Raw genomic sequence first — 23912 nt, 5'->3', positions numbered from 1 at the left:
ATTAGACCTCCCCGCAATGCGCCGGCTGGTTAGCGTTGGCAACCTCAGCCACAAACCGGCAGGTTCGGTCGCCGGTGCACCAGCAATCGACCTCTTTGACGGTATAGGCCCGGCCGGTATAGCTTGCAAAAATGCCGGCAATAAAGCCCTCGTCATACACGCAGATCTCATAATCCAGTTCCGGCAAGCCGGCGCAGTCCAGATCTTCGGCAATGCTGAGCACATATCTTCCCCGGGCGTGATCGGCTTCTTCGATGCGCAGGATTCCAATTCCCTTTTCGGCCAGGGTGGACTGGAATGTTTTGATAAAGTCACTGAAATCAGTAAAGGCGGCCGTTGCTTTCATTACGTTGTGATAAAATTGTTTGCCTGCCAGCAGGCCGGCCTGATAAAACAGCTTGTCTGTCGCGCCTGTCCCATATGTTTGTTCGAGGACATCGCGGAAGCTAAACTGCATCAAGCGGTAAATTTCCGTCCGGACCATTGGTCCGAGATTTGGCCTGCCTTCGGCAATATCTCCTAACAGGTCCCAACTGAATTTATATCTTTGGGTCATTATCAATACCTCCCTACTTAATTCTCCAATACGGGAACATTGTTACTTTAGACATTTTTCTTGTTTATCCTTCAAGCATTTTGCCGTTAAAAACAGGGCTCACTATCCCCGCAGGATAGTGAGCCCTGTTTATTTGCCTGATTTGTTGTATGCCTGAGAGATTGAACGGGTTTGCCGGCACTGTCATAATGGAGGTAAGCCTGTTGCCTTTCCGGCCTGCAAGCACTAGGGCAGCATTGCCTCCAGAAATTTCTGCAAGGCTTGTTTTTGCTTGGCGGTCAATGTCTGGATAACAGGTAACAGCGCTCTTATATCAGGGGGGATATCAGGCGTGCCGTCGGCAAAAAATTCGGCGAGGGAGAATCCTAACGCACTGATAATCCGCTCCAGTGTATCGAAAGCCGGTTGTTGCTGGCCGCTTTCAATACGGCTTAAATTCGCTTGGGAAACTTCGCATTTCTGGGCTAAATGATTCATGCTGATGTTTTGGCTTTCCCGGGCTTCTTTGATCTTTTGCCCTATTTTCATGAGCATGCTCCTTTGTTATATGGATTCGTATAGCTAGTGTAACACAGGCAAATTAAAGAATTATATACTTATATGTATTGACAATAATACTAAAAAGTATAAAAATATGATTAAGTTTGTATCGGAGGTGATGAAATGAATAACCTCGGCAAGCAATTGGCTTTATTGCGTGAAAGCAGAGGCCTGTCCCAGAACAAACTGGCAATTATATCCAAGGTGCCGCAGTCGGCGATCAGCGAGATTGAAGCAGGCAAGCGCAGGAATCCGGGAATTTTCTATCTGCAGCAGCTGGCAGCGGCTCTGGGGGTCACACTGGTGGAATTGACCGGAGTTGATCACCGGCAGCATAACCGCTAGCAGGCAAACTAAGACGAAAGGAGGATGGTCATGATGCAGGAAAGCGAAGTCCATGTAGCCCGGCAGCCCATATTCGATAATAAACTGAATGTTGTTGGCTATGAACTGTTGTTTCGCAGTAATTTTATCAACAGTTATAACAGTGCAGACGGCGATCATGCCACACACGATGTCGTTGCCAACAGCTTGCTGCTATTTGGTCTGGAAACACTGACAAGCGGCAAAAAAGCATTTATTAATTTTACAGCTAATTCCTTATTAAATAATATACCCGCGATGCTGCCGCGAAAACTGGTGGCTGTGGAAATTTTGGAAGATGTAATCCCTGATGCGGCAGTTATTAAAGCCTGCAAGCAGCTAAAACAGGACGGATATGTATTAGTGCTGGATGATTTTGCGTTCGCGCCCGCTTATTTGCCGCTGGTGGAGATCGCCGATATTATTAAGGTCGACTTCCGCACTACGCCGCCGGCCGAACGGCAGCAGCTGATCCGGCGCCTCCAGGGCTACCGGCTTAAGTTTCTGGCCGAAAAGGTGGAAACCAGGGCGGAATTCGAAGCGGCCCTGCAGATGGGCTATTCCTACTTTCAAGGTTATTTCTTTTGTAAGCCGCTGGTTATGTCCGGCAAGAATCTTCCCGGCTACAAAGTAAATTATCTTCATATCCTGCAGGAAATTAACCGGCCTGAATTAGAGTTCAGCCAGATCGAAGCGATTATCAGGCGCGATGTTTCCCTGTCCTATAAATTGCTGAAATTTATTAATTCCTCCCTGTTTGGTTTTAGAAAGCGGATCAGTTCTTTGCGGCAAGCCCTGACACTGCTGGGGCAGAAGGAACTGATAAAATGGGTGTCTTTGCTGGCGTTAAAAGGCATCGGTGACGATAAGCCGGGGGAATTGATCCTGCGGTCGCTGATCCGGGCGCGGTTTGCCGAAAGCCTGGCAGCGGGCAGAATGCCGGCCGCCCTGGTGGCCCATGCCTTTCTGATGGGGATGTTTTCGCATATTGACGCCCTGCTGGACCGCCCGCTGGAAGAAATACTGGCGGAAATCCCGCTGGACGCGGCGATCAGGGATGCCATCCTGGAAAAAGGGCATAGCCGGTTTTCCCCCTTGTATCGGCTGATCCGGGCGTATGAGCAGGGCGACTGGCAGGCCTATGCCGATTGTGTGGCTGAGCTGGGAATCAATGAGCAGGATGTGGCCAAATCTTATCGTGAATCCTTATTATGGGCCCATGATCAGGTTGTGGCCAATTATTAACTCCAGGTTGCGAGGTAAGACAAAGTGAGAGAGGATAATTTGCTTATTGCTGGTTTTATCGCTTTTGGCAGCGCAGTTATGAGCCTCTACAACGGCCTGCGCGGGTATCAGGCCAGCCGTCCCCGCAAGCTGAGCCGCCTGTTGCTGCTGCTATATGGAATAGTATGCATAGCGGTCCTGGCGGTCGCTGCCGCCCTGATAAGGAATGGCCCGGCTTATGGGCAATTTCTTGTTGCCTGCGGCTGGTGCGTCTTCTGCAGCGTGTTCTGGCAGTTTCTCCTTTACAATAGGGAGCGCCGTAACCGGGCCGGCGGGCACCCTGGGCAGCTGGGGGCAATTCTGGCGGCAATAGCCGGTAAGATCGCGGCGCTTGAGGCGTGTAATGCGGCGCTGCAGGAGGAAATCAGGGAAAGCAGGGCTGCTGCCGCCCTGGTGCAATATCATGCCAATTATGACTATCTTACCGGTTTGCCTAACCGCCGGCGGTGTTACGAGCAGATCAACGATACGCTCGCCGGAGGCGGGGATAACAGGGCCCTGGCGGTAATGTTTCTTGATTTGGATGATTTTAAACTGCTTAATGACAGGTTGGGCCACGCCTGCGGCGATTCGGCTTTGCAGCAGGTGGTGGAGCGGATTAAGGCTATTCTGTGTCCCGGAGCTATGCTGGCCAGAATTGGCGGTGATGAATTTCTTGTACTGCTGACCAGCGGCAGCGGGCAGGAGGTGGCGGCGGCAGCCGAAACAACAGCCGCTGCTATCAGGCAGGCGTTTATTTATCCTTTTTTCCTGGACAACTGCGAAATCTTTTTGTCGGTAAGCATCGGGATTGCCCTTTATCCCCAGCATGGCCTTGATGCCGACACCTTGATTAAAAAGGCCGACATCGCTATGTATAGAGCAAAAAATGATGGCAAGAACAAATACCGGTTTTATTCAGCCGATAGGTAAGAGCGGAGGTATTGCTGGCAGCGGGGCGTGGGGACTAATAACACAGAGTGCAATTAAATCTGATGCAAGGAGTGGGAGCTTTTTATGAAAAGTATTCAAACCAAACTTACTGTATTTATTCTGTCTATTGTGTTGGTCTCTATGGGAATATTAGGAGGCGTAAATTATTGGAAAGCGCGGCAAATTATTACTGGAGACATTCTGAAAAGTGTGCAGGAAAAAACGCTAGGGACTGCGGTTGAGATAGAGACCTGGTTAAACGGCTGCAAGCTGGAGATGGCCGGCATTGCCCTGAGCCCTGTCATACAAAGCGGGAAAGTGGAGGAGATTATTGCCTTTTTGGCAGATGTTCATAAGAAAAACGACAGATATGAGTCGTTTGCTTTTGTTCAACCCAATGGCGATAGTTATAACAATATGGGAACGCTGATAAATCTCAGCCATCGGCCCTATATCCAAAAGGCGCTGCAGGGGGAAGCCGCTGTTTCCGACCCCGTCCGTTCGCCGGCCACAGGAAAAATGTCTATTAATGTTGCTGTCCCGGTTACGACCAATGCCGGCGTGGCCGGCGCTTTATTCGGTTCCATCAGCATAGAAGACATAGCAGAAAAAGTATTGGCGATAAAAGTCGGCAAAACCGGATATGCCTATGTACAGCAAAGTGACGGGCTTATCATCATCCACCCCGGGGCTGAGGTGGCTATGAAAGGAAACTATGTTACTGACGACAAACTGCCGGCCGCTTTGCGGGAAACGGCGGCACGCCAAGTAAAAGGCGAAACCGGTTTAACGAATTATGAGTTTGCAGGTGTTGACCAGGTTGTAGCCTTTGCCCCGATAAAGGGAACAGGCTGGTCTTTGGCTCTGACTGTTCCGATGCTGGAGGTTGCGGAGGATTTGGCGATACTTACCAAGCTTTCTTCTGCAGTCATCATCGTGGTGCTCATTGCCGCCGGTTTATTTATTGCCTGGCTTGCACGGCGTATTGCCAAACCAATTCAGGTACTGGCAGCAGCGGCTAATCGTATTGCAGCCGGCGATCTGTCAGAAACCTCGATACCTATTGACACTAACGATGAAATTGGCCGGTTAGGACATAGTTTTGAACAGATGGCACGGAACCTGCGAGTGCTTATTCAGCAGGTTCAGGACGCTACGGCGCAGGTATCGGCTTCCTCGCAGCAGCTCACTGCCAGCGCGGAACAATCAGCGCAAGCTGCCAATCAGATCGCTGCCTCCATTGTTGATGTGGCCCAAGGCGCAAGCGAACAAATGGCGGTCGCCGATAACACGACTGCCATTGTGGAGCAGATGTCAGCAGGCATGCAGCAAATGGCTGCTAATTCAGGCACGGTTGCCGGCCATACGGCAGCTGCCACAGACAAGGCCAGAAATGGCAATGAAATCGCCATGCAGGCTGTTAGGCAAATGGATTCTATCGAAGTAACGGTAACCAAGTCCGGGCAGCTTGTGGCCAAGCTAGGCGAACGTTCTAAAGAAATCGGCCAAATTGTAGATACTATTTCCAGTATAGCCGGGCAGACCAATCTTCTGGCGCTGAATGCGGCGATAGAAGCGGCGCGGGCGGGCGAACAGGGCAGGGGCTTTGCCGTAGTAGCTGAGGAAGTTAGAAAACTGGCTGAGCAGTCACAGGATGCCGCCAAGAAGATTGCCGGGTTAATTGGCGAAATTCAAACAGACACCGACCAAGCCGTCACTGCTATGGATAATGGTACACGGGAAGTCAAGCTTGGTACGGAGGTTGTCAGCCATGCCGGCGAGGCTTTTCGAGAAATTGCCGGTTTAGTGGAAGGTGTATCGCTGCAGGTGCGGGAGTTTTCGGCTTCGGTACAGCAAATGGCGTCAGAAAGCCGGCAGGTTGTCAGTTCCATAACAGCCATGGCTGCTCTTAGCCAGAAATCGGCGAGCGAATCGCAGGGCGTTTCGGCGGCGGCGGAAGAACAACTGGCTTCCATGGAAGAAATTTCATCTTCCAGCCAGGCATTGGCCAACCTTGCCCAGGATTTGCAGACTACCGTAAATGACTTTCGCCTATAGTCCTATAGTGGTTTGACTACAAAAATGCAGCAGCAGGCAGCGCAAGGCTGCCTGCTGCAACGTCCGGACTATTAACTCCCTGCTGCCGGCGTTTTCAGTTTTTGGATCTGGCGGTATAATTCCAGTTCCTCCTCCGTCAGTCTGGCCGGAATATCAATGCGGATTTTGAGGAACAGATCGCCATAGCGGCCAGGACCCTGGGGCAGGCCTTTGCCTTTGAGGCGCAGCTGCTGGCCGGAACGGACGCCTGGCTGGACCTTTACCTGCAACTGGCCGTGAGGGGTTGACACCGGCATTTTCGCGCCCAGTACGGCCTGCTCGGGCAGCAGGGTCAGGTCCATGGTCAGGTCCGCCTTGTTGGCCAGCTGCCACGAAGGATGGGAGGCGGCTTTAATGTGAAGATACAGGTCGCCGCTGGCCCCGCCGCCATGGCCCAGGCCGCCGAGCCCCTTCAGGCGCAGGCTGGCACCGGGGTGCAGGCCGGGCGGGATTTTGACTTTGACAGTTTTGGTTTCCTCCGTCAGGCCCAGACCGCCGCAGACCGGGCAGACGCCCTGGCGGGTGAAACGCTGGCCGCCGCAGGCGGTGCAGGCATTGGGGGTGGTAAGATGCAGGTCTTTTTCGGTGCCGTTTAGCAATTCTTCAATCGACAGGCTGATTTCGGCCTCAATATCTTCCCCTTTGAAGCTGGCCGGCCGGCCGGCCTGCCGCCGCTGGGCAAAATCCTGGCCGAACAGGTTAGCGAAAAAATCGCTGAAGCCAAAGCCGCCCAGATCAAAATCGGCTGCGTTGTGAGTGCTGTAGGTAAAACCGGTGCCGGCCGGTTCAAAGTCCTGGCCAGCCTGCCAATTGCGGCCCAACTGGTCGTATTTGCTCCGCTTTTCCGGATCGCCCAGCACTTCATACGCCTCATTGACAGCTTTGAATTTTTCTTCGGCCGCCTGTTTGGCATCCCCCTGGTGCAGGTCGGGGTGATGCTGACGGGCCAACTGGCGGTAAGCCTGCTTTATTTCTTTGTCAGATGCTGTCCGGGGGACGCCCAGAACCTCATAATAATCGATATATTTCATCAGCATCGCCCTCCTTTACCGGGCTGTTGGTTTTATTTTACTCATATTCGGCGTCAATAATATTGTCGTCACCGGCCGGCGGTGATTGGTCAGCGGCTGCAGGCTGATACTGGCTGGCCTGAGCATAGGCCTGTTCCAGCTCGGTCTTGGCCTGCTGCAGCTTGTCGATGGCGGCATTTTGCTCGACCGCGGCTTTGGCCTGGGCCACCGCGTCGCTGAGGCGGCCGCTTAGGTGAGCCGGCAGGGTAGCTGTAGTTTTTTCCAGCAGGGTTTTGGCCTGATAGCTGAGACTGTCCAGATCATTTTTTAGCTCCACCTGGCGGCGGCGTTCTTTATCTTCAGCCGCATACTGCTTGGCATCGTCGACCATTTTGTCAATAGCCGCTTTGTCCAGATTACTGGAGCCGGTAATGGTGACAGACTGTTCTTGGCCGCTGGCCTGGTCTTTGGCGCTTACCTTCAGGATGCCGTTGGCATCAATATCAAAGGTGACCTCAATCTGGGGTACGCCGCGGGGGGCCGGCGGCAGGCCGCCAAGCTTAAACCGGCCCAGGGTTCGGTTGCCGGCTGCCATCTCCCGTTCGCCCTGCAGCACGTGAATCTCCACCTCGGGCTGGTTGTCGTCTGCGGTGCTGAACACCTGGCTGTGCCGGGTCGGAATGGTGGTATTGCGGTCAATAATCCTGGTCATAACGCCGCCCATTGTTTCCACACCCAGGGATAGCGGGGTTACGTCAAGCAAGACTACGTCCTTGAGCTCGCCGCTTAAGATACCGGCCTGAATGGCCGCGCCCACGGCCACGACCTCGTCGGGATTGACGCTTTGGTTGGGGGTTTTACCGGTCAGGGCTTTGACCAGGTTGTGGACTGCCGGTATCCGGGTGGAGCCGCCCACCAGTATGACCTCATCCACGGCAGCCGCCGTCAGCTTGGCATCAGCCAGTGCTTTTTCCACCGGCAGCCGGCAGCGTTCCACCAGGGCCTGGGTCAGTTCATCAAATTTTGCCCGGCTGAGTTTAGTGTCAAGGTGTTTGGGGCCGTTGGCATCGGCTGTGATGAACGGCAGATTAATCAGGGTTTCCGACACTGACGATAATTCAATCTTGGCTTTTTCCGCCGCTTCAGTCAGCCGCTGCAGGGCCTGCTTATCGGCCAGCAGGTTGATGCCGTGATCTTTTTTGAATTCGGCGGCCAGCCAGTCGACGATGGCTTTATCAAAATCATCGCCGCCCAGATGGGTGTCGCCATTGGTGGCTTTGACTTCAAAGACCCCGTCGCCCACTTCCAGGATGGAAACGTCAAAAGTGCCGCCGCCCAGATCGAACACCAGAATGGTCTCATTTTTCTTTTTGTCCAGCCCGTATGCCAGGGCCGCGGCTGTGGGCTCGTTGATAATTCTCAGCACGTTGAGACCGGCGACCCGGCCGGCGTCTTTGGTGGCCTGGCGCTGCGCGTCATTAAAATAGGCCGGAACGGTGATGACTGCCTCCGTGACTTTCTCGCCCAGGTATTTGCTGGCATCTTCCGCTAGTTTGCGCAATACCAGCGCGGAAATTTCCTCCGGGGCGTAAGCCGTGCCGTCGACGCTAAACTGTACTGCATTTTTGGCGTCGGCGCTGATTTTATAAGGCACCAGCTTGGCCTCGGCCGAAATTTCATCATTGCGGCGGCCAATAAACCGTTTCACCGAGGCAAAGGTTTTGGCCGGATTGAGCACTGCCTGCCGTTTGGCCAGCTGGCCGACAAGGCGCTCCTTATCCCGGAAGGATACCACGGAAGGCGTAGTCCGGCTGCCTTCCGCATTGGCAATGACTGTCGGCCGCCCTCCTTCCAGTACGGCAATAACCGAATTGGTTGTACCTAAATCGATACCTACTATTTTAGCCATAATGATACGCCTCCTAATTTGTTATTATTCATATGCACTCATTGCGATTTGTATATTTACTTTATGCAAATGTTTACAATTACATATTACCAGATAATTGTTATTGATTGGAGTCGCTAATTATCTGATTTAAGCTGATTTAAGGCTGTGTAAGGCTATTAGATAAAATGGCAGTTAGTAAGCGTATGCTGTCTAACTATTTCTGACTTTTTGACTTTATTTGACCTATGATTCTTCCATTGCGTGATAAAAAAACACGGCTTGCACCGAGCCTGTGGCGAAAGCGGCAGCCGATGCTGCCCTTAGCCAGGGAAAGTTAACCTTTCTATCCTGAAAAATAGCATTTTTCATTCTTTGCTGGTGCCGTTGTAACGACATGACTGCCTATCAGGATAAAAAAGCGAGCCGGCTGAACACCTAAGCTAAACTCAGGTGTACGCCGGCCCGGTGATGCAAACGGTCTGAGTCCTGCACCCAGGATTCAGACCGTTTCCGGTTAGGAGCGTTGTAGTTTGGCGGTAATGGTCTCGCGGCCGGCAATATGCCGATGCAGCCCTAAGGCCTGCGGGGGAAGCCCCAGGGCCAGCCCCACCAGCTGGGCCAGATGCAGCACCGGCATCTCCTGCCGGCAGCCTACTGCCGTCCGTCCTTCCGGCTGATTCATGTCAAGCGACATCTGGCACAGCGGACAGGGGGTCACGATACAGTCCGCGCCGGCTCTGACCGCGCTGTAACTGGTTTCACCGGTAATGCGGATCAGGTCTTCACTGGCTGTATAGGTTGCGTGGAAGCCACAGCAGTTCAGTCTGGCCTCATAGTCGACAGGCACAGCGCCAAGGGCGCGAATGAGGTTTTCCAGCGACTGGGGATTGCCATGGTCTTCAAAGTCCATCAGGGCTGGCGGACGGAGGATATGGCAGCCGTAGTAGGCGGCCACTTTCAGACCGGTCAAGGGGCGGTGAACCAGCGGCTGCAGACGGTCGAGGCCGTAGTCGTCCAGCAGCACCCACAGCAAATGGGTGACAGCGCTGGTGCCCTTATAGGCAAGACCGGCTGCGGCCAGGAATTTGTTGACCGTTTCTTTCTGGCCGTTGTCGAGCCGGGCCTTAGCCTGGCGCAGCATTAAGGTGCAGGTATTGCACACGGTTAGGAGGGGCAGCTCCATTTGCTCGGCCAAGGCGATATGACGGGCGTTAATGGCTGTTGCCGCCAGGTCGTCCACATCCTGTACATGGGAGGCGCCACAGCAGGTCCAGCCGGGAATTTCAATAAGCTCAATGCCGAGCGCCTGGGCCACGGCGGTAGTGGCCAGATAGTTTTCTTGGGCCGCTCCCTCCAGCACACAGCCCGGGAAAAATGCGTATTTCATTGTTTTTCACTCTCCCTTACGGCCTTGAGGATAGCCTTAAGCTGGGCGTGGCCCTGCACCTTGCCCGGAAAATGGAAGGGCCTGAGTTTGCCGCGGCGCAGCAGGCGGAGAGCCAATGGGAATTTGGCCATGGAGCCCAGCAGGCCGGCGCTGCGTACCGACAGTTTCGTTTCATTCAGGCGGCCCGCAGCCTCGATATCCTGCAGGAAGGCCAGGGCATGGCGGGCACCGGGATTATCGGTATAACCGAGCTTGATGGACAATCGGCGCAGCCGGGCAATATCTTCGGCGGGAGCTAACCCTTTGGGACATTTTGTGCTGCATTCGACACAGTGCAAACAGCGCCAGAGGCCTTGGGCCAGGATTGCTTTGACGCGTTCGGCTGCCGACTTGTCCCGGGTATCGGCAACAAATTTCCACACCTTGGAATAGGTAAAAGGCTCAAGAAAATCTTTGTTGTTCGCACTGAGCTTGGAACATTCGGAGGCGCAGGCGCCGCAAAGGATACAGCCGGCCTGGGTGTTGATTTTTTTAAAATCGGCTGCGTGTTGGCGGCAGCCGGTCTGGGCGCTGAATTCGTCTTGGGGATCCAGCCAGGTGTTGGCCGCCAGCAGCCGCGCCGCCTGCGGCTCCCAGTCGACAACAAGATCGCGGATCACCTGAAAGTTTTGGAGCGGGCCGATGGTCAGTGTCGTCCCGAAGCGCTCCAGCGTACTGTCAAGGGGGGTTGCGCAGGCCAGCAGGGCCTGGCCGTTGACCCGCACGGCGCAGGCCCCGCAGACGGCTGCCCGGCAGGCGGCGGTGAAAGCAAGGGTGGGGTCAAGGGTTTCTTTAATGGTGAGCAGGCCCCAGAGAATGGTTTTGCCCGGCTGATGCGAGAAGGTGTAGTCCTGGATGAAGTTTTTTGTTCCGTCAAAGCGTTCGATCTTATAGGTTATCTGGCACATTAATATTTCCTTTCTGCCGGCGGGTAGCTGGTGATTGCCACCGGCCGGTAAGATATACTGTAGGACTGGCCTGCCCGGGACACGAGGGTGTGCTTCAGGAAATTGGCGTCATCACGGTCGGGGAAATCGGCCCGGCAGTGACTGCCTCGGCTTTCTTTGCGGTTCAGGGCGCCAAGAACGACTGTTTTGGCCACGGTAAGCATGCTGCCGAGTTCGATGTAGCCGACAAAGGCTGTATTGTAGAGCTTGTTTTGGTCAGGCACTGTCACGGTCTGGTACTCCTGCAGCAGGCTGTCAATTGCTGTGAGCGCTGCCTGCATTTCATCACCAGTCCGGAATACGCCGACCTTGTTCCACATGACCTCGGCCAGCCGGTCGCGGATGGAGGCGGTGGTAATGCCGGTTGCCCTGGTGGTAACCGCGTCATATTTTTTCTCCCAGGCCTGTGAGGCCTGGTCAACCAGATTTTGATCGACAGCTTGCCGCTGCCTGGCGCAGGCGGCGGCGCCCTGACCGGCAAACTGACCAAAGGCAATAATGTCGGCCAGCGAGTTGCCGCCAAGGCGGTTGGCCCCGTGGACTGAGACGCAGGCCGCTTCACCGGCGGCAAAAATGCCTTCCACAGCGGTCGCACAGGTACGGTGGTCAATGACGTCGATGCCGCCCATCGAATAATGGCAGCTGGGGCGAATCGGGATCGGCTGCTCGATCGGATCGACCTGTTCAAAGGTGATGGCCAGATCACGAATCTGGGGCAGACGCTCCAGGATCTTATCCCGGCCTAAATGACGCAGATCCAGTTGCACGTAGGCACTCAGTCCTTCGCCAAAGCCGCGGCCCTCTTTAATCTCGGTTTCGATGGCCTGGGATACAAGGTCACGGGTGGCAAGCTCCATCTTGGCCGGCGCATAGCGGGCCATAAAGCGTTCCCCCCGGTTGTTCAGCAGATAGCCGCCTTCCCCGCGGGAGGCTTCTGACATCAGGATGCCGGTGCCGGCGAGGCCGGTAGGATGGAACTGGACAAACTCCGGGTCCTTGACCGGGATGCCGGCCTCCAGGCAGGCGGCAATACCATCGCCGGTCGAAGTAAACGGATTGGTGGTGCGGAGCCAGTACATGCGGCCGGCGCCGCCGGTGGCGACAACAATTGCCTTGGCGGCAATGGGGACAATCCGGCCGCCTTTTAAATCATAGGCGACAACCCCGCACAGCCGGCCCTGGTCGGCAACAATTTGCAGCAGGTACCATTCTGCCAGCATGGTTACACCATGCTTCAGGCACTGCTCGTACAGGGTGTGCAAAATAACATGACCGGTCACATCAGCCGAAAAACAGGTCCGGGGTGAAGAGGCGCCGCCGAAGTTGCGCTGGGCAATCCGGCCCTGGCCGTCCCGGGAGAAGGGGACGCCCAGATAATCCAATTCGCGGATGGCGGCAGGCATGCTGCCGATAAAGTGTTCAATGGCATCCTGATCGCCGAGATAGTCGCTGCCTTTTACGGTATCAAAAATATGTTTTTCAATAGAATCACCGGGATCGGCATTCTGCAAGGAGCCGTTGATGCCGCCCTGGGCACAGCCGGTGGCGGAGCGGGTGGGGAACATTTTAGTCATCAGGCCGACGGCGAGGCCCTGTTGCCGGCCGGCCTCCAGGGCAGCGCGCATGCCCGCGCCGCCGCTGCCGATTACGAGCACGTCAAAAGTAAGCATGGTTCACCTCAATGATAGTATTATATATAACGCAGCCTATTTGCAGTCTGCCAATTTAGCCTTGCCGATATGCCTTTTGCCCTTCCTGATAGACATTTTTTCCGGTACTGTCAATGGCCACAATGGCCGGGAAATCGACTACCTCCAGCCGGGCCAGCGCTTCGGGCCCCAGATCGCCGTAAGCCACGACTTCATAAGACTTGATTGTTTTGGCGATAAGCGCGGCGGCCCCGCCGGTGGTTACAAAATAAACAACGCCATGGTGCTTCATGCTGTCGACAACCGCGGGTGAGCGGTAGCCTTTGCCAATCATTCCTTTTAACCCTTTGTCCAGCAGCTGCGGGGCGTAGGCATCCATCCGGCCGCTGGTGGTCGGGCCGGCCGAGCCGATCGGCTCACCTGGTTTCGCCGGTGAGGGACCAACATAATAAATCATTTGGCCTGTTAAATCCACCGGCAGTTCTTCCCCCCGGCCGAGGGCTTCCACCATACATTTATGGGCGGCATCACGGGCCGCATAGATGACGCCGGTAATCAGCACGCTATCCCCGGCTCTGAGGCTTTTTATTATTTCCTGGGTGAGGGGTGTAGTGATACGAATTTGTTCAGCCATGTCTTTTCCCCCTACAAGAGCGCTGCCGCATGCCTGGTGGCATGGCAGTTGATATTTACCGCTACCGGCAGGCTGGCAATATGGGTGGGATACCACTCGATATTAACGGCAAGGGCCGTGATGCGGCCGCCCAGGCCCTGGGGGCCAATACCGGTTTTATTGATCAGTTCAAGTAATTCGGCCTCAAGTTTGGCGTAGTCCGGGTGGGGATTGCGTGTAGTCAACGGGCGGAGCAGGGCTTTTTTGGCAAGACAGGCTGCCTTTTCCATTGTGCCGCCAATGCCTACGCCGACAACAATCGGCGGACAGGGGTTGGAACCGGCATTCTCGATTGTTTCCACAACAAACTTCTTTACTCCTGCCACCCCGTCAGCCGGTATCAGCATTTTCAGGCCGCTTTTGTTTTCACTGCCGGCCCCTTTGGGAGCGAGGACAATTTTAAGCTGATCGCCGGGGACGCTTGCCAGATGGATGATGGCCGGCGTATTGTCGCCGGTGTTTTTCCGGTTAAACAGCGGCTCGGCCACCGCTGATTTGCGTAAGTAGCCTTCGGTATAGCCCTGGGCGACACCGGCATTGATGGCTGCCTCCAGGGTGCCGCCTTCGATACAGACATTCTGACCTAATTCGACAAAGACGACGGCGAGCCCGGTGTCCTGGCACATGGGTTTGTTTTCAGCACTGGCAATGCCGGCATTGGTAATGAGCTGGTCGAAGATTTCCCGGCCAAGCGGCGATTCTTCCTGTTCTTTACCTGCGACCAGGGCCTGATAGACATCGGCCGCTAAATAGTAGTTGGCATCCACCGCCAGTTTGGCGACTGTGTCGGTGATTTGCCGGGCTTTGATTGTACGCATGTGATCGCTCCTCTCTATAGCTGCAAACAATAAGCAATAAAATAGATCCGGTCTACCAAAGACCGAGAATTTTCCACCAGGCCGAGCCTAGGCCAATCCAGATAATCAGGTTGATGACAGAGATTATGAATCCCAGCCGCCACCAGGTGTTCTGGTCTACGTAGCCGGCACCGAAATAAATCGGCGACGGGCCGGCCGCATAATGGGTCAGTGACATGCAGAGATTGGACATAAAAGCCAGTGACAGGGCAACAAGATAGGCCGGGGCGCCGGCAGCCACGGCTACCGCAATAAAGGCCGGATACATGGCGGTGATATGGGCGGTAAGGCTGGCGAAAGCATAATGGGCATACAGATAAACGAGGGTCAGGACAATAAACGCCTCCAGCCAGGGGATGCCCACAATGCTTGCTGCTATTGTTTTGGCAAACCAGGGGATGAAACCAAGTTTTGCGAGATAATCAGCGAGGCCGACAAGTGCGCCCATCCAGATCAGTGTATCCCAGGCGCCTTTTTCGTCAAGGACATCCTTCCATTCCAGCACCTGGGTGAGCAGCATGACCACGACGGCTAAGAGGGCGACAACCGTAGCATCCAGTTTGGTGTACTGGGAGGTGCTCCACAGAATGAGGGCACCCGCAAATACCAGGGCCACAATTTTTTCGCCCCAGGCCATTGGTCCCATATTCTCAAGCTCTTTTGCCGCCAGGGCTTTAGCCTCCGGCGTTTTCTTAATCTCCGGCGGGTAGAATTTGTACAGGAAGTACGGCACTACCAGCAGCGACAGAGTACCGGGAACGACAGAGGCTAAAGCCCATTGCCCCCAGCTTAGGTGGATGTTCAGTGTTTTAGCGGCAAGCAGAGCGATGAGGGGATTGCCGGCCATTGAGGTCAGGAACATGGCCGAGGTGATCGTATTGCCCTGGTAGGCTGTCTGCATAAGATAGCTGCCTACTCTGCGGGCAGTCGTTCCCGGTTCGGAGCCAAAGGCTGTACAGAGGCTGCGGACAATGGGGAAAAGAATGCCGCCGGCCCGGGCCGTGTTGGAAGGGGTGGCCGGGCTGATAATAAGGTCGCTGAGGACCAGGGTATAGCCTAGTTTTAACGTGCTGTCGCCAATGGCTTTTATCAGCATAAAGGCAATGCGGCGGCCTAAACCGGTTTTAATAAACCCTTTGGCAAACAAGAATGCGGCAACAATCAGCCAGATTGTGGGGTTGGCGAAGCCGCTAATGGCTTCGGCCGGCTTGAGTACGCCGGCAAGTGCGGTGAACGTCACACTGATGAGGGCCACAGCCCCGATGGGCAGCGGCTGGACAATAAAGCCAAAGATAGTCGCAGCAAAAATTGCCAGCAGCTGCCAGGCCTCCGGCTCAAGCCCCGCCGGCAGCGGGAAAAACCAGATGGCAGCGCCTACGGCCACTGTGGCCAGGGCTTTGGTAAGTTTACTGTTCACAAATAATAATTCCTCCCTATTAATTTTTTGATGATTTTGATAACGCCCTATCTATACTTTAGCACCGCTGTATAAGTAATTAAAATATCGATATTCTATGGTACAATAGGGAGTAGCTATTAAAAATGGAGGAATCATACATGGAATTGCGTCAACTTGAATATTTTGAAGCTGTCAGCAGACTGCAGAACTTTACCCGGGCGGCCGAAGAACTGCATGTGGCCCAGCCATCGATTACTAACGCGATCCAGAAGCTGGAAGAAGAACTCGGGGTATTCCTGTTTGACCGCAGTCAGAAAAAGATTGCCATTACGGCTGAGGGGCAAGCCTTTCAGGTTCGCATTAAAAAAATTTTATTTGACATCCGTCAGGCCGTGCATGAGATGGAGGATTTTCGCAAGCTGAACAGGGGGAGTATTAAATTTGCGGCGCCGCCGATGATTGGCGCCTATCTTTTCCCCAATATTTTTAACCTGTTTAAGAGCACCTACCCCAATCTTGATTTAGCGGTATATGAAGAAGGCTCGCTGGCGGCCCGGTCAATGCTGGAAAGGGAAGAACTGGACCTGGGGCTGATTATTTTGCCGGAGTCTTCCACCGTGCTTAACACTGCGCCCATAACCAGGGAAGAAATTGTTCTGTGCGTGGCAGCGGGGCATCCCCTCCGGTCGGCCAACCAGGTTGCTTTCAGCCAATTGGAGCAGGAGCCTTTTATCCTGTTAAAAGAAGAATTTTTTCACCGCCGGCTTGTCCTCGAAGAATGCGCCCGCCATGGTTTCACCCCGCGGGTTGTGTTTTCTTCCAACCAGATCGAGACAATTAAAGCAATGGTCGCGAGTAACGCCGGTATTTCGTTTCTCATGAACATGGTGGTGCGCAATCAGCCGCAGCTGGTGGGTATACCGCTGGCCGAGCCTTTGTCCATCACAATCGGCCTCGCCTGGAAAAAAGGCAAATACCTGTCCCGGGCGGCTCAGGTTTTTATTGATTTTATTGTTGAATATACTAAATCCTCTCAGTTCCGGGGTGGAGAAACCGGAGCAAAATAGTTATTATCGCCAACAGCTGTTGTCTTCTTCCCTTCTTTTGCATATATATGGTATAAGACGCGAAAGGAGGGTAACAATGACACACATAGAACCATGGGATCGGCCGCAATATTGTACTGCCGGCATCAGCGCCGGCCCGAAGTCCCTTGTCGTCCAGCAGGTACTGGGCGAGCAGGAAGTACAAAAATCGATTGATGTGCATGTGGTTGTGCCGCGGCATAAGCCTGCCATTGAGCAAATCGTTGATGTTTTTGTTAAAAGACTGCAAATTAACAGTGTTGATGTCATACACAATAAGGTTATTGTCAGAGGAAAATTCGAGGTTAAGGCCTTATATGTCGCCTGCCGGCCAAGGCAGCCGGTGCACGCCGTGGAAGTGTGGCCGATTCGTTTCACGGCTCATGCCGATATCCCGGGGGCCAGGCGGGGGATGGACGCCGATGCCGGCGTTGTCGTTGAGTTTGTGGATTATGATGTTGATAAGCACTGCCGGGCCTATTGGCACAAAAAAAAGGGTCATGACTATGATGATTGTGATGACTGGGACGACTGGGATGATGACTGCGACTGCGATGATTATGATGATGACTGCGACGACTGGGATGATGACTGTGACTGCGATGACGGTCATCATAAGCACAAGAAGCATAAGAAACATAAGTGCAAGCCTGACTGTGGCTGCGATCACGATCATGACCATCATTGCAAACCGCACAAACGTCCCCGGCGCTGCACCCGGCGCTTTGACGTCGCCGTTGTCCTGCGGGTTACCGTTAAGGTAATGGCTGACCGGGAGGTTATGTTATATCAGGGAACCCAGGGACTGCCGTATAAACCCAAGGGATAAGTTGCATTGCAATAAGCACTATGTGAGGCCGGGAAAGCCCATATAGTGCTTTTTTTATCCTGAGAGAAGGGTTGACTTTCCCTGGATAAGGGAACCAAGGTCAATGCCCAGCTTGAGCAGAGAAGGTGCCCCGCACCCGGTAACCCCCCGGCCCTTCAGCTTTTGGAGGCTCTGGGCCTAGATTTTTTGCTTACTTTTGTAGCGATGACAAAAGTAAGACACGGCTTGCATTCCAGATCAACTGACGTGTGCAAAGCCAAAGGACCGCGATCGCGGTTTTCTTACTTTCCATGCTGCCAAGCGCCTGCCTGTTCCGGCCCGGTGCTGTCGCCGGCAAAAATATACAGCGGTGCAGGTGCGCACCAGGACAAAAATCGCGGACCGCGGCCGCGTCGCTGTGGCCGGCGGCCGGAATAATTCCCGGCGGCAACAGGTTATATTATGTTTATAGGCTGGAGGGGGAATTGAATGTCCGGTGTGCCCGCAAATGAGCAATTAGTACAGCTGACCCAGGCTTTAACCCAGGCCCGGATTGAATACTGGCTGTCTTATAACCTGTTTACCTGGCAATGGTGGTTTCTGGCAGCTTTGCTTATTGTGCCGTGGCTCATCTTCTATTACGCGGCTGACCGGAGAAAACTGCCGGAGCTGTGGTTATTCGGACTGCTCATACACTTTATTATTATCAGGCTTGATACTCTAGGCGTCGAAACAGGCTACTGGACGTATCCCTACAAGGTGCAGCCCTTTTTTCCTTTTGTCAGCTTTTTTGATTCCAGCCCGCTGCCGGTGATCTATATGCTGGAATATCAGCACTTTCCGGGCTGGCGGAAATTTATCGGCATCAGTGTACTGACAGCCGGTGTGTTTGCCTTTATTTGTGAGCCTGTGCTGGTGGCGATGGGGCTGTATGTGCCGCTTGGCTGGCAGCATATTTATAGTTTTCCCATTTATATCCTCATGCCCTGGGTGATCAAAGCGGTTGTAGAAAGAATCTTTTCTGCGGCCAGGCAAACAACTAATAGTAATGAATAAATGACAGCCAAAAGCCACCGGCCTCCTAGGGGGAGGCCGGTGGCTTTTGGCGCACTTTATTTACCGTACCAGCACACTGATTTTGGTGACAAGCTCCCGGAAGCTGGTACCGCCGATTGTAAAATTTTCGGCAAACGCCTGGGGAGACGGATAGTGCTGTTCTGTAGCGGCAGCATTATACTGCATGACGGATAATTTCTTATCGTAATAAGTAACAACATATTTTTGCCCGTTATACTCAAAGATGATCTCTTCATAGGTAGCGATATCTTCATAAAAATCCTCTATGGTTTTATATTTGTCAGGAAAAGCCTGATGGGCGCCGGTTTTTAATTTAATGACAACCATGGTAACTGCCTCCTGTCCAATTTTTTCTTTATTATATCATAGATATTACTAATATTATCCATGGTATACTATAATCAAAGCCAGCTTTGGCCAGAGGAGTGTGAGCTATGCTATTCAGGCAGTTAAACCCCCACGCCTGCCGTACGTATCTTATCGGTGACGGAAATGACCGGCGGGTCATTCTCATCGACCCGGTTATTGACCATTTTAATGATTATCTGGCTCTATTAACAGCGGAAGGGTTGACCCTTACCCATGTTATTGACACTCACAGCCATGCCGACCATATCTCTGCCGGCTCCGCCCTACGGGATGCAACCGGCTGCGAGTATGTTATGCAGGCAGCGGCGCCGCCTCAGTGTGTCAGTATCCGTGTGCACGACGGTGATGTCCTTCGGTTTAACAACCTGGAGCTTACGGTCCTGCATACCCCCGGCCATACTCCGGACTCGATCAGTTTGATCGTTGGGGATAAGCTGCTAACCGGGGATTTTCTGTTTCTTGACGATGCCGGCGCCGGCCGGGACGATCTGCCGGGCGGCAGCCCGGGCGACCACTGGGACAGCCTGCATAAACTCCGTGCTTTACCGGCTGAACTGGTCGTCTGCCCGGCCCATGAATACCGGAACAGACAGCCGTCAACCCTTGGCAGGCAGCGGCAGAGCAATCCCCATCTTAAGCAGCGCAGCAAGGAGGAGTTTATTCACTACCTGGAAGACCTGCGGCTGGGTCCTGCCGACTGGATGCGTGATGTGCTTGCGGCTAATTACGCCTGTGCCCAAGACCCTCAGGCGGCCTGGATTCCTGTCGATACGCCGGCCTGTGAGATCAAAGGGACGATGGCGGCCGGTGTCAACGAGATTCAGGTCCGGTATGTTGAGGCCCAGACAGTAAGCCGCTGGCTGGAAGCGGATCCTACTAATGTGGTGCTGCTTGATGTGCGGGAACAGGAGGAACTGACCGGTCCGCTTGGCCGGCTGGAGGGGATACTCCATATCCCGATCGGCCGGCTGGCAGCCCGCCTGGCCCGCTTGCAGGAACATACAGACAAACGGATTGTGGTTGTATGCCGGTCTGGTGCCAGAGCGACTACCGGTGCTCAGATCTTAATGAAAGCCGGCTTTGACAGGGTTTATGTGCTTAAAGGCGGGATGCTGTCCTGGAAACAGCTTGTCAGTGGAGGGTTGTGACAACACAGGCCGCAATAATCATGATGAGTTCTAAACAGGCCACCGGGCGCAGCGTTTTCAGGAAATCGGCTTTAAAATAATCCAGCGTCACCAAGAGGCAGAGGTGGGCCGGAGACAGCATCTGCCCGGCCGTGCCCAGGGCAAAGCAGAGCATCGCCAGTGTGATATCACCAGGTGACAAAACCGCGATAAAAGGAAATGTTATGGCAACAAAACCCTGCGAAGTACCTGTTAAAATGCCGGCGATAAAAGCGATGGCCCCAACCACAACCGCATTGGCGATCGCGAGATTGTTGAGCAGCACGGCAATATCATCAATGGCGCCGGTTTGGTGCAGGATGTTTTGAAAGAACAGAATCGCCACAATGCCCCACAGCAGTTTACGATCCAGGGCATGCGCCAGCATCGTCCGGATCGCGGCCGGGTTCTGGCGGAGCATAAGAACCATGGCGGCAACGACAAGGGCCATGGAAACGGAAGCGGCCAGGTTGAAGAAAACGACCAGGATAAAGTTTACTATAATTGGGCCTGCTGCCATTGTCACATAATAATACCCGCGGTCTACCTCCTGACTGACAATGGCCGGCGCCGGCGCGGCCGGTTGTTTTTTCAGCATTGTCAGGAAAAACAGCCAGCCGATCACTGTTGCCAGGACGGTCAGCCAGGCCATGTTGGCGATCAGGGCGCTAAGCGGGATATTGGAAAGCTGGCTGGCGAGCAGCATGCCGGTAAAAATCGGGTTGGTATATTCCCAAATGTGGCGGAACCAGTAGTTGATTGCCGTTTTCTTCTCCGGGGTCAGCTGATAGGGCTTGCTGGCGCTTTCCACTAAGGGGGCCGAGAAGATCGCCCCGCCCAGGGAGGGTAAAAAGCCAAGAAAAGCAGGCATTAATGCTAGCAGGATCCGTTCACTGCGCAAGGCCCGGCGGGCGGTTGTCATTAAGCCGTCGACAATGCCGCCGGTTCGCAGCTGGTATTCAAGGCACATGACAAAATACAGGGCCAGTACGATTTCCCAGGTACTGTGACTCTGTACGGTATCGATTACCGCCGTCTGAAAATGAAGCAGGTTATACCCGGAGAGCAGCCATAATACAGTGGCTCCGGTCAGCATGGCATGGCCCATTTTTACTTTACGGTTCAGCAGGATGACAATAATGGCGAGGGTGACAAGGATTTTTATTATAGCAAGCATATAGGCAGCAACTCCTGAGCAAAAATAGGTTACCTGAATGTATTCCAGCCGGTGAAGGCGATACCTGCTGGCAGGCGCAGTTTTTTTCGCTATAACAGGGAACGGGATATCCGGCCGGTTGGCGGCGGATATCCCGTTAGTGTTGAGTTTACTTCTTTGGCCGGCTCTGGTGCAGTGTTGACGCAATTTTGGCGTTTACTTCCACCAGTTGTTGAACCATAGCGGGTTCAACGCCGTAGGCCTGAGCAGTGGCAATCACTTTCTCCCAGGCTTTGTCAATGGTTATCAGGTAGTCGCCGTCAGCCTCCCGGGCCCAAACCATGCGCGCGGCCTGGTCCGCTTTAGCAGGCTTATGGCCCACAAGCCAGTCAATACTAACCTGGAAATGGGATGCAATGCGGCTCAAGGTGGCAATATCCGGTTCGCGGCGGTCAACCTCCCAGGAGGCTAAGGTGGAACGGTCCACTTTAAGTATGGCGGCTAACTCTTCTTGCGTCAGCTGATTCCTCAGTTGCTTGATTCTTGTACCCAGGGTTTTCATAAGCCCACACTCCTCACTATTACCATAACGCGCTTATGTCCCAGGTTCAATTAATGTGTCCATAAGACATTGCCGGAAAGGAATTTTACAATTATTGCCGAATTAAGTGTCTTAATGACACTGAAGAAAAGCAAAGCTACAGGGATGAGGGGGCGTTGGCGGTGAGTACTATCTATCCACAGGCAGATGACTGGGAGGCAGCCGGGGTGGCCCGCCGGGAGGTAATCGGGCGTATGGCTGTGGGGATAGCCCATGAGATTAGAAATCCATTGACTGTCGTTAAAGGCTATTTGCAGTTACAGGAGAAAAGAGCAGTTTGCTGTCCTGACGAAACGTTGGCCATCATCCGGCAGGAGTTAGGCAGGATTGAAGAATTGGTAACCGTTATTATATCACTGGCTCCTAACAAAACAAGTATAAAGAGCCCGCAAAACCTTAATGACCTTGTAAAAAAGGCATATCCGGCCATTCAGCAGGCTGCCGCGCAAAACGGCATGACCGCCGAGCTGGCGCTAGGCGAGCAGTTGCCACTGGTAAATCTGGATGCGGCCGAGATTGAGCAGCTGCTCATGCACCTGGCCGGCAACGGCCTTGAAGCCATGGGGACAAGCGGCAGGCTGACGCTGGGCACGGTGCTTGACAAACAGGGGGTAAGGCTGTATGTTCAGGATGAAGGCCAGGGTATTCCGCCGGAACAGGTAAGACGGATTTTTGACCCGTTTTTTACCACCAAAAAGACCCATACCGGTTTGGGGCTGGCTGTCAGCCTCAGTATTGTGGAACGGCATCAGGGGCGGATCGACGTTAAGCCGGCACCGGGGACCGGCAGTATTTTTACCATACTGTTTCCGGTTGTGAAATAATCCCGGCCGGGCTGTTTGTTGCCCGGGCTTGTAAAATGTGGTAATATAAATTAACTGCATCTTATCAACAATATGGCGGTGGAACGCATGAATTATTTATTGTCCCCTCTGGGTGACGGCGCCTATGTAATCGCCGTCGAAGATACCTGGACCTGGGATGTTCCCTCTTATACCAATATGTATGTACTGCGGCGCAACGGCCAGACAATCCTGATTGATGCCGGTCTGAAGCGATACCAGCCGGCAATCGCCGCCGCGCTGGGCGAAATTGGCGTGACGCCTGCGCAGGTGACGCATATTTTGCTGACCCACGGGCATCATGATCATGTTGAGGGCGCTGCCTGTTTTGACCAGGCCCGGAAATTTGTCCATTCTGCCGATGTACCGTTGCTGCCGGCCCCGCTGGCCGCCCAGTTTACTGCTTATGCGCCGCTGGCTGAGGGCTCGCGGTTTACGGCCGAGGGTCTTAGCGATTTTGAGATTGTTCTCGTCAACACGCACTCGCCCGGCTCGGTTGCCATTTATGATCAGCTTACCAAGGTCCTGTTTGTTGGTGATTTTTTCTGCTACTTTGGCGAAGCCCTGCCGGACGGTGAACTGGTTACCGCCAGTGACTATATCCGGCGGGGGTCCTGCGAGTATGTTGCCGGGCAGGCGGCTGCCGGCGGTGCGGAGTTTGCCGCTTTTATTGCCGGCTTAGGCCGGCTGCGTGCTTTCCAGCCTGATTTTTTCTGTACAGGCCATGGCGTTGTTCTACGCGAGGATATTCAGGGGTTTGTCAATCAGATGTGGTTGAGCGGGACCCGGGGCCGCCGGGAATAAAAATGTAAGCGGGAGGAATTGTGATGGATTTTAGATTTGCCCACAATAATATTAATGTGCTGAACCTGGAAAAAAGCATGGCTTTTTATAAAGACGCGCTGCATTTGGAAGAAACCCGGCGTATTGAAAAGCCAGGTTTTATCATCGTGTATCTGGGTGATGGGCAGACACCGCACAAATTGGAGCTGACCTGGCTGAAGGAGCGGCAGGCAGCCTATAACCTTGGTGAAAACGAGTTCCATCTGGCTTTTACCACCAGTGACTTTGAACAGGCCTATCAACACCATAAGCAGATGGGCTGTATTTGTTATGAAAACAAGGAGATGGGCATATACTTTATTGCCGACCCGGACGGGTACTGGCTGGAGGTTTTGCCTGAACGCTTTTAGGAATTTTGATA

The 23912-nt window shown here is 53.7% G+C and carries 24 protein-coding genes; 11 read left to right on the top strand and 13 right to left on the bottom strand.

Annotated features, from left to right (window positions below; all coding sequences use genetic code 11):
• Nucleotide 1 precedes the first annotated feature (1 nt).
• A complete protein-coding gene (locus tag ACZ481_RS21995) occupies nt 2-556 on the bottom strand; it encodes a V4R domain-containing protein (RefSeq protein WP_464767470.1) in 555 nt (184 codons plus the stop codon).
• 225 nt (nt 557-781) lie between these two features.
• Nucleotides 782-1084, bottom strand: a complete 303-nt coding sequence (locus ACZ481_RS21990; protein ID WP_464767469.1) for a helix-turn-helix domain-containing protein — start codon at nt 1082-1084, stop codon at nt 782-784.
• A 135-nt stretch (nt 1085-1219) separates the two neighbouring features.
• Between ACZ481_RS21990 and ACZ481_RS21985 the strand changes: the two genes are divergently transcribed.
• The 4 genes from ACZ481_RS21985 to ACZ481_RS21970 all read left to right on the top strand — a co-directional run bounded on the left by ACZ481_RS21985 (nt 1220) and on the right by ACZ481_RS21970 (nt 5713).
• Complete coding sequence (locus ACZ481_RS21985; RefSeq protein WP_464767468.1) at nt 1220-1441, top strand: helix-turn-helix domain-containing protein; 222 nt, start codon at nt 1220-1222, stop codon at nt 1439-1441.
• A gap of 30 nt (nt 1442-1471) precedes the next feature.
• The gene (locus tag ACZ481_RS21980; RefSeq protein WP_464767467.1) at nt 1472-2704 is read left to right on the top strand and encodes an EAL and HDOD domain-containing protein; all 1233 of its coding nucleotides are present in this window, start codon (nt 1472-1474) and stop codon (nt 2702-2704) included.
• Between the two features lie 24 nt (nt 2705-2728).
• On the top strand, nt 2729-3655 hold the full coding sequence (locus ACZ481_RS21975) for a diguanylate cyclase domain-containing protein (protein WP_464767466.1): 927 nt from the start codon (nt 2729-2731) through the stop codon (nt 3653-3655).
• Between the two features lie 84 nt (nt 3656-3739).
• Complete coding sequence (locus tag ACZ481_RS21970) at nt 3740-5713, top strand: methyl-accepting chemotaxis protein (RefSeq protein ID WP_464767465.1); 1974 nt, start codon at nt 3740-3742, stop codon at nt 5711-5713.
• Nucleotides 5714-5784: 71 nt separating this feature from the next.
• Here the strand turns inward: ACZ481_RS21970 and ACZ481_RS21965 are convergent, their stop codons facing one another.
• The 8 genes from ACZ481_RS21965 to ACZ481_RS21930 all read right to left on the bottom strand — a co-directional run bounded on the left by ACZ481_RS21965 (nt 5785) and on the right by ACZ481_RS21930 (nt 15622).
• Entirely contained in the window at nt 5785-6783 is a 999-nt protein-coding gene (locus ACZ481_RS21965; RefSeq protein WP_464767464.1) for a DnaJ C-terminal domain-containing protein, read from the bottom strand.
• Between the two features lie 37 nt (nt 6784-6820).
• A complete protein-coding gene (gene dnaK / locus ACZ481_RS21960) occupies nt 6821-8671 on the bottom strand; it encodes a molecular chaperone DnaK (RefSeq protein WP_464767463.1) in 1851 nt (616 codons plus the stop codon).
• Between the two features lie 496 nt (nt 8672-9167).
• Complete coding sequence (locus ACZ481_RS21955; RefSeq protein ID WP_464767462.1) at nt 9168-10040, bottom strand: CoB--CoM heterodisulfide reductase iron-sulfur subunit B family protein; 873 nt, start codon at nt 10038-10040, stop codon at nt 9168-9170.
• On the bottom strand, nt 10037-10987 hold the full coding sequence (locus ACZ481_RS21950; RefSeq protein WP_464767461.1) for a succinate dehydrogenase/fumarate reductase iron-sulfur subunit: 951 nt from the start codon (nt 10985-10987) through the stop codon (nt 10037-10039). The genes ACZ481_RS21955 and ACZ481_RS21950 overlap by 4 nt, the downstream gene beginning before the upstream one ends.
• Complete coding sequence (locus ACZ481_RS21945; protein ID WP_464767460.1) at nt 10987-12696, bottom strand: FAD-binding protein; 1710 nt, start codon at nt 12694-12696, stop codon at nt 10987-10989. Before ACZ481_RS21945 ends, ACZ481_RS21950 begins: the two co-directional genes overlap by 1 nt.
• 55 nt (nt 12697-12751) lie before the next feature.
• A complete protein-coding gene (locus ACZ481_RS21940) occupies nt 12752-13309 on the bottom strand; it encodes a Fe-S-containing hydro-lyase (RefSeq protein ID WP_464767459.1) in 558 nt (185 codons plus the stop codon).
• 11 nt (nt 13310-13320) lie between these two features.
• Nucleotides 13321-14166, bottom strand: coding sequence for a fumarate hydratase (locus ACZ481_RS21935; RefSeq protein WP_464767458.1), 846 nt, complete (start codon nt 14164-14166; stop codon nt 13321-13323).
• A gap of 52 nt (nt 14167-14218) precedes the next feature.
• Complete coding sequence (locus tag ACZ481_RS21930; RefSeq protein WP_464767457.1) at nt 14219-15622, bottom strand: anion permease; 1404 nt, start codon at nt 15620-15622, stop codon at nt 14219-14221.
• 140 nt (nt 15623-15762) lie between these two features.
• Between ACZ481_RS21930 and ACZ481_RS21925 the strand changes: the two genes are divergently transcribed.
• The 3 genes from ACZ481_RS21925 (at nt 15763) to ACZ481_RS21915 (ending at nt 18553) form a co-directional block, all read left to right on the top strand.
• Nucleotides 15763-16671, top strand: a complete 909-nt coding sequence (locus ACZ481_RS21925; RefSeq protein ID WP_464767456.1) for a LysR family transcriptional regulator — start codon at nt 15763-15765, stop codon at nt 16669-16671.
• A 76-nt stretch (nt 16672-16747) separates the two neighbouring features.
• On the top strand, nt 16748-17518 hold the full coding sequence (locus ACZ481_RS21920; protein ID WP_464767455.1) for a DUF3794 domain-containing protein: 771 nt from the start codon (nt 16748-16750) through the stop codon (nt 17516-17518).
• 468 nt (nt 17519-17986) lie between these two features.
• Nucleotides 17987-18553, top strand: coding sequence for a CBO0543 family protein (locus ACZ481_RS21915; RefSeq protein WP_464767454.1), 567 nt, complete (start codon nt 17987-17989; stop codon nt 18551-18553).
• Nucleotides 18554-18613: 60 nt separating this feature from the next.
• Here the strand turns inward: ACZ481_RS21915 and ACZ481_RS21910 are convergent, their stop codons facing one another.
• Complete coding sequence (locus ACZ481_RS21910) at nt 18614-18901, bottom strand: hypothetical protein (protein ID WP_464767453.1); 288 nt, start codon at nt 18899-18901, stop codon at nt 18614-18616.
• A 107-nt stretch (nt 18902-19008) separates the two neighbouring features.
• On the opposite strand from ACZ481_RS21910, the gene ACZ481_RS21905 reads away from it, so the two are divergent.
• On the top strand, nt 19009-20091 hold the full coding sequence (locus tag ACZ481_RS21905; RefSeq protein WP_464767452.1) for an MBL fold metallo-hydrolase: 1083 nt from the start codon (nt 19009-19011) through the stop codon (nt 20089-20091).
• On the opposite strand, the gene ACZ481_RS21900 is transcribed toward ACZ481_RS21905, so the two are convergent.
• Nucleotides 20075-21286 carry a DUF401 family protein gene (locus tag ACZ481_RS21900; protein ID WP_464767451.1) on the bottom strand — a complete coding sequence of 404 codons (1212 nt, stop codon included), beginning with the start codon at nt 21284-21286 and terminating at the stop codon, nt 20075-20077. The two genes, ACZ481_RS21905 and ACZ481_RS21900, sit on opposite strands and share 17 nt — an antisense overlap.
• 148 nt (nt 21287-21434) lie before the next feature.
• Nucleotides 21435-21827 (bottom strand): helix-turn-helix domain-containing protein, encoded by a 393-nt coding sequence (locus ACZ481_RS21895; protein ID WP_464767450.1) that lies wholly within the window; start codon nt 21825-21827, stop codon nt 21435-21437.
• Nucleotides 21828-21988: 161 nt separating this feature from the next.
• Between ACZ481_RS21895 and ACZ481_RS21890 the strand changes: the two genes are divergently transcribed.
• From ACZ481_RS21890 to ACZ481_RS21880, 3 genes are all read left to right on the top strand, one after another.
• Nucleotides 21989-22690 (top strand): two-component system sensor histidine kinase NtrB, encoded by a 702-nt coding sequence (locus ACZ481_RS21890; RefSeq protein WP_464767449.1) that lies wholly within the window; start codon nt 21989-21991, stop codon nt 22688-22690.
• Nucleotides 22691-22777: 87 nt separating this feature from the next.
• Entirely contained in the window at nt 22778-23512 is a 735-nt protein-coding gene (locus tag ACZ481_RS21885; RefSeq protein WP_464767448.1) for an MBL fold metallo-hydrolase, read from the top strand.
• Between the two features lie 23 nt (nt 23513-23535).
• Nucleotides 23536-23901, top strand: coding sequence for a VOC family protein (locus tag ACZ481_RS21880; protein WP_464767447.1), 366 nt, complete (start codon nt 23536-23538; stop codon nt 23899-23901).
• Nucleotides 23902-23912: the final 11 nt, after the last annotated feature.

This window comes from Sporomusa intestinalis (assembly GCF_055383785.1).
Note: the sequence above shows the minus strand (reverse complement) of the source record. Positions and strands in the feature narration are given on the sequence as shown.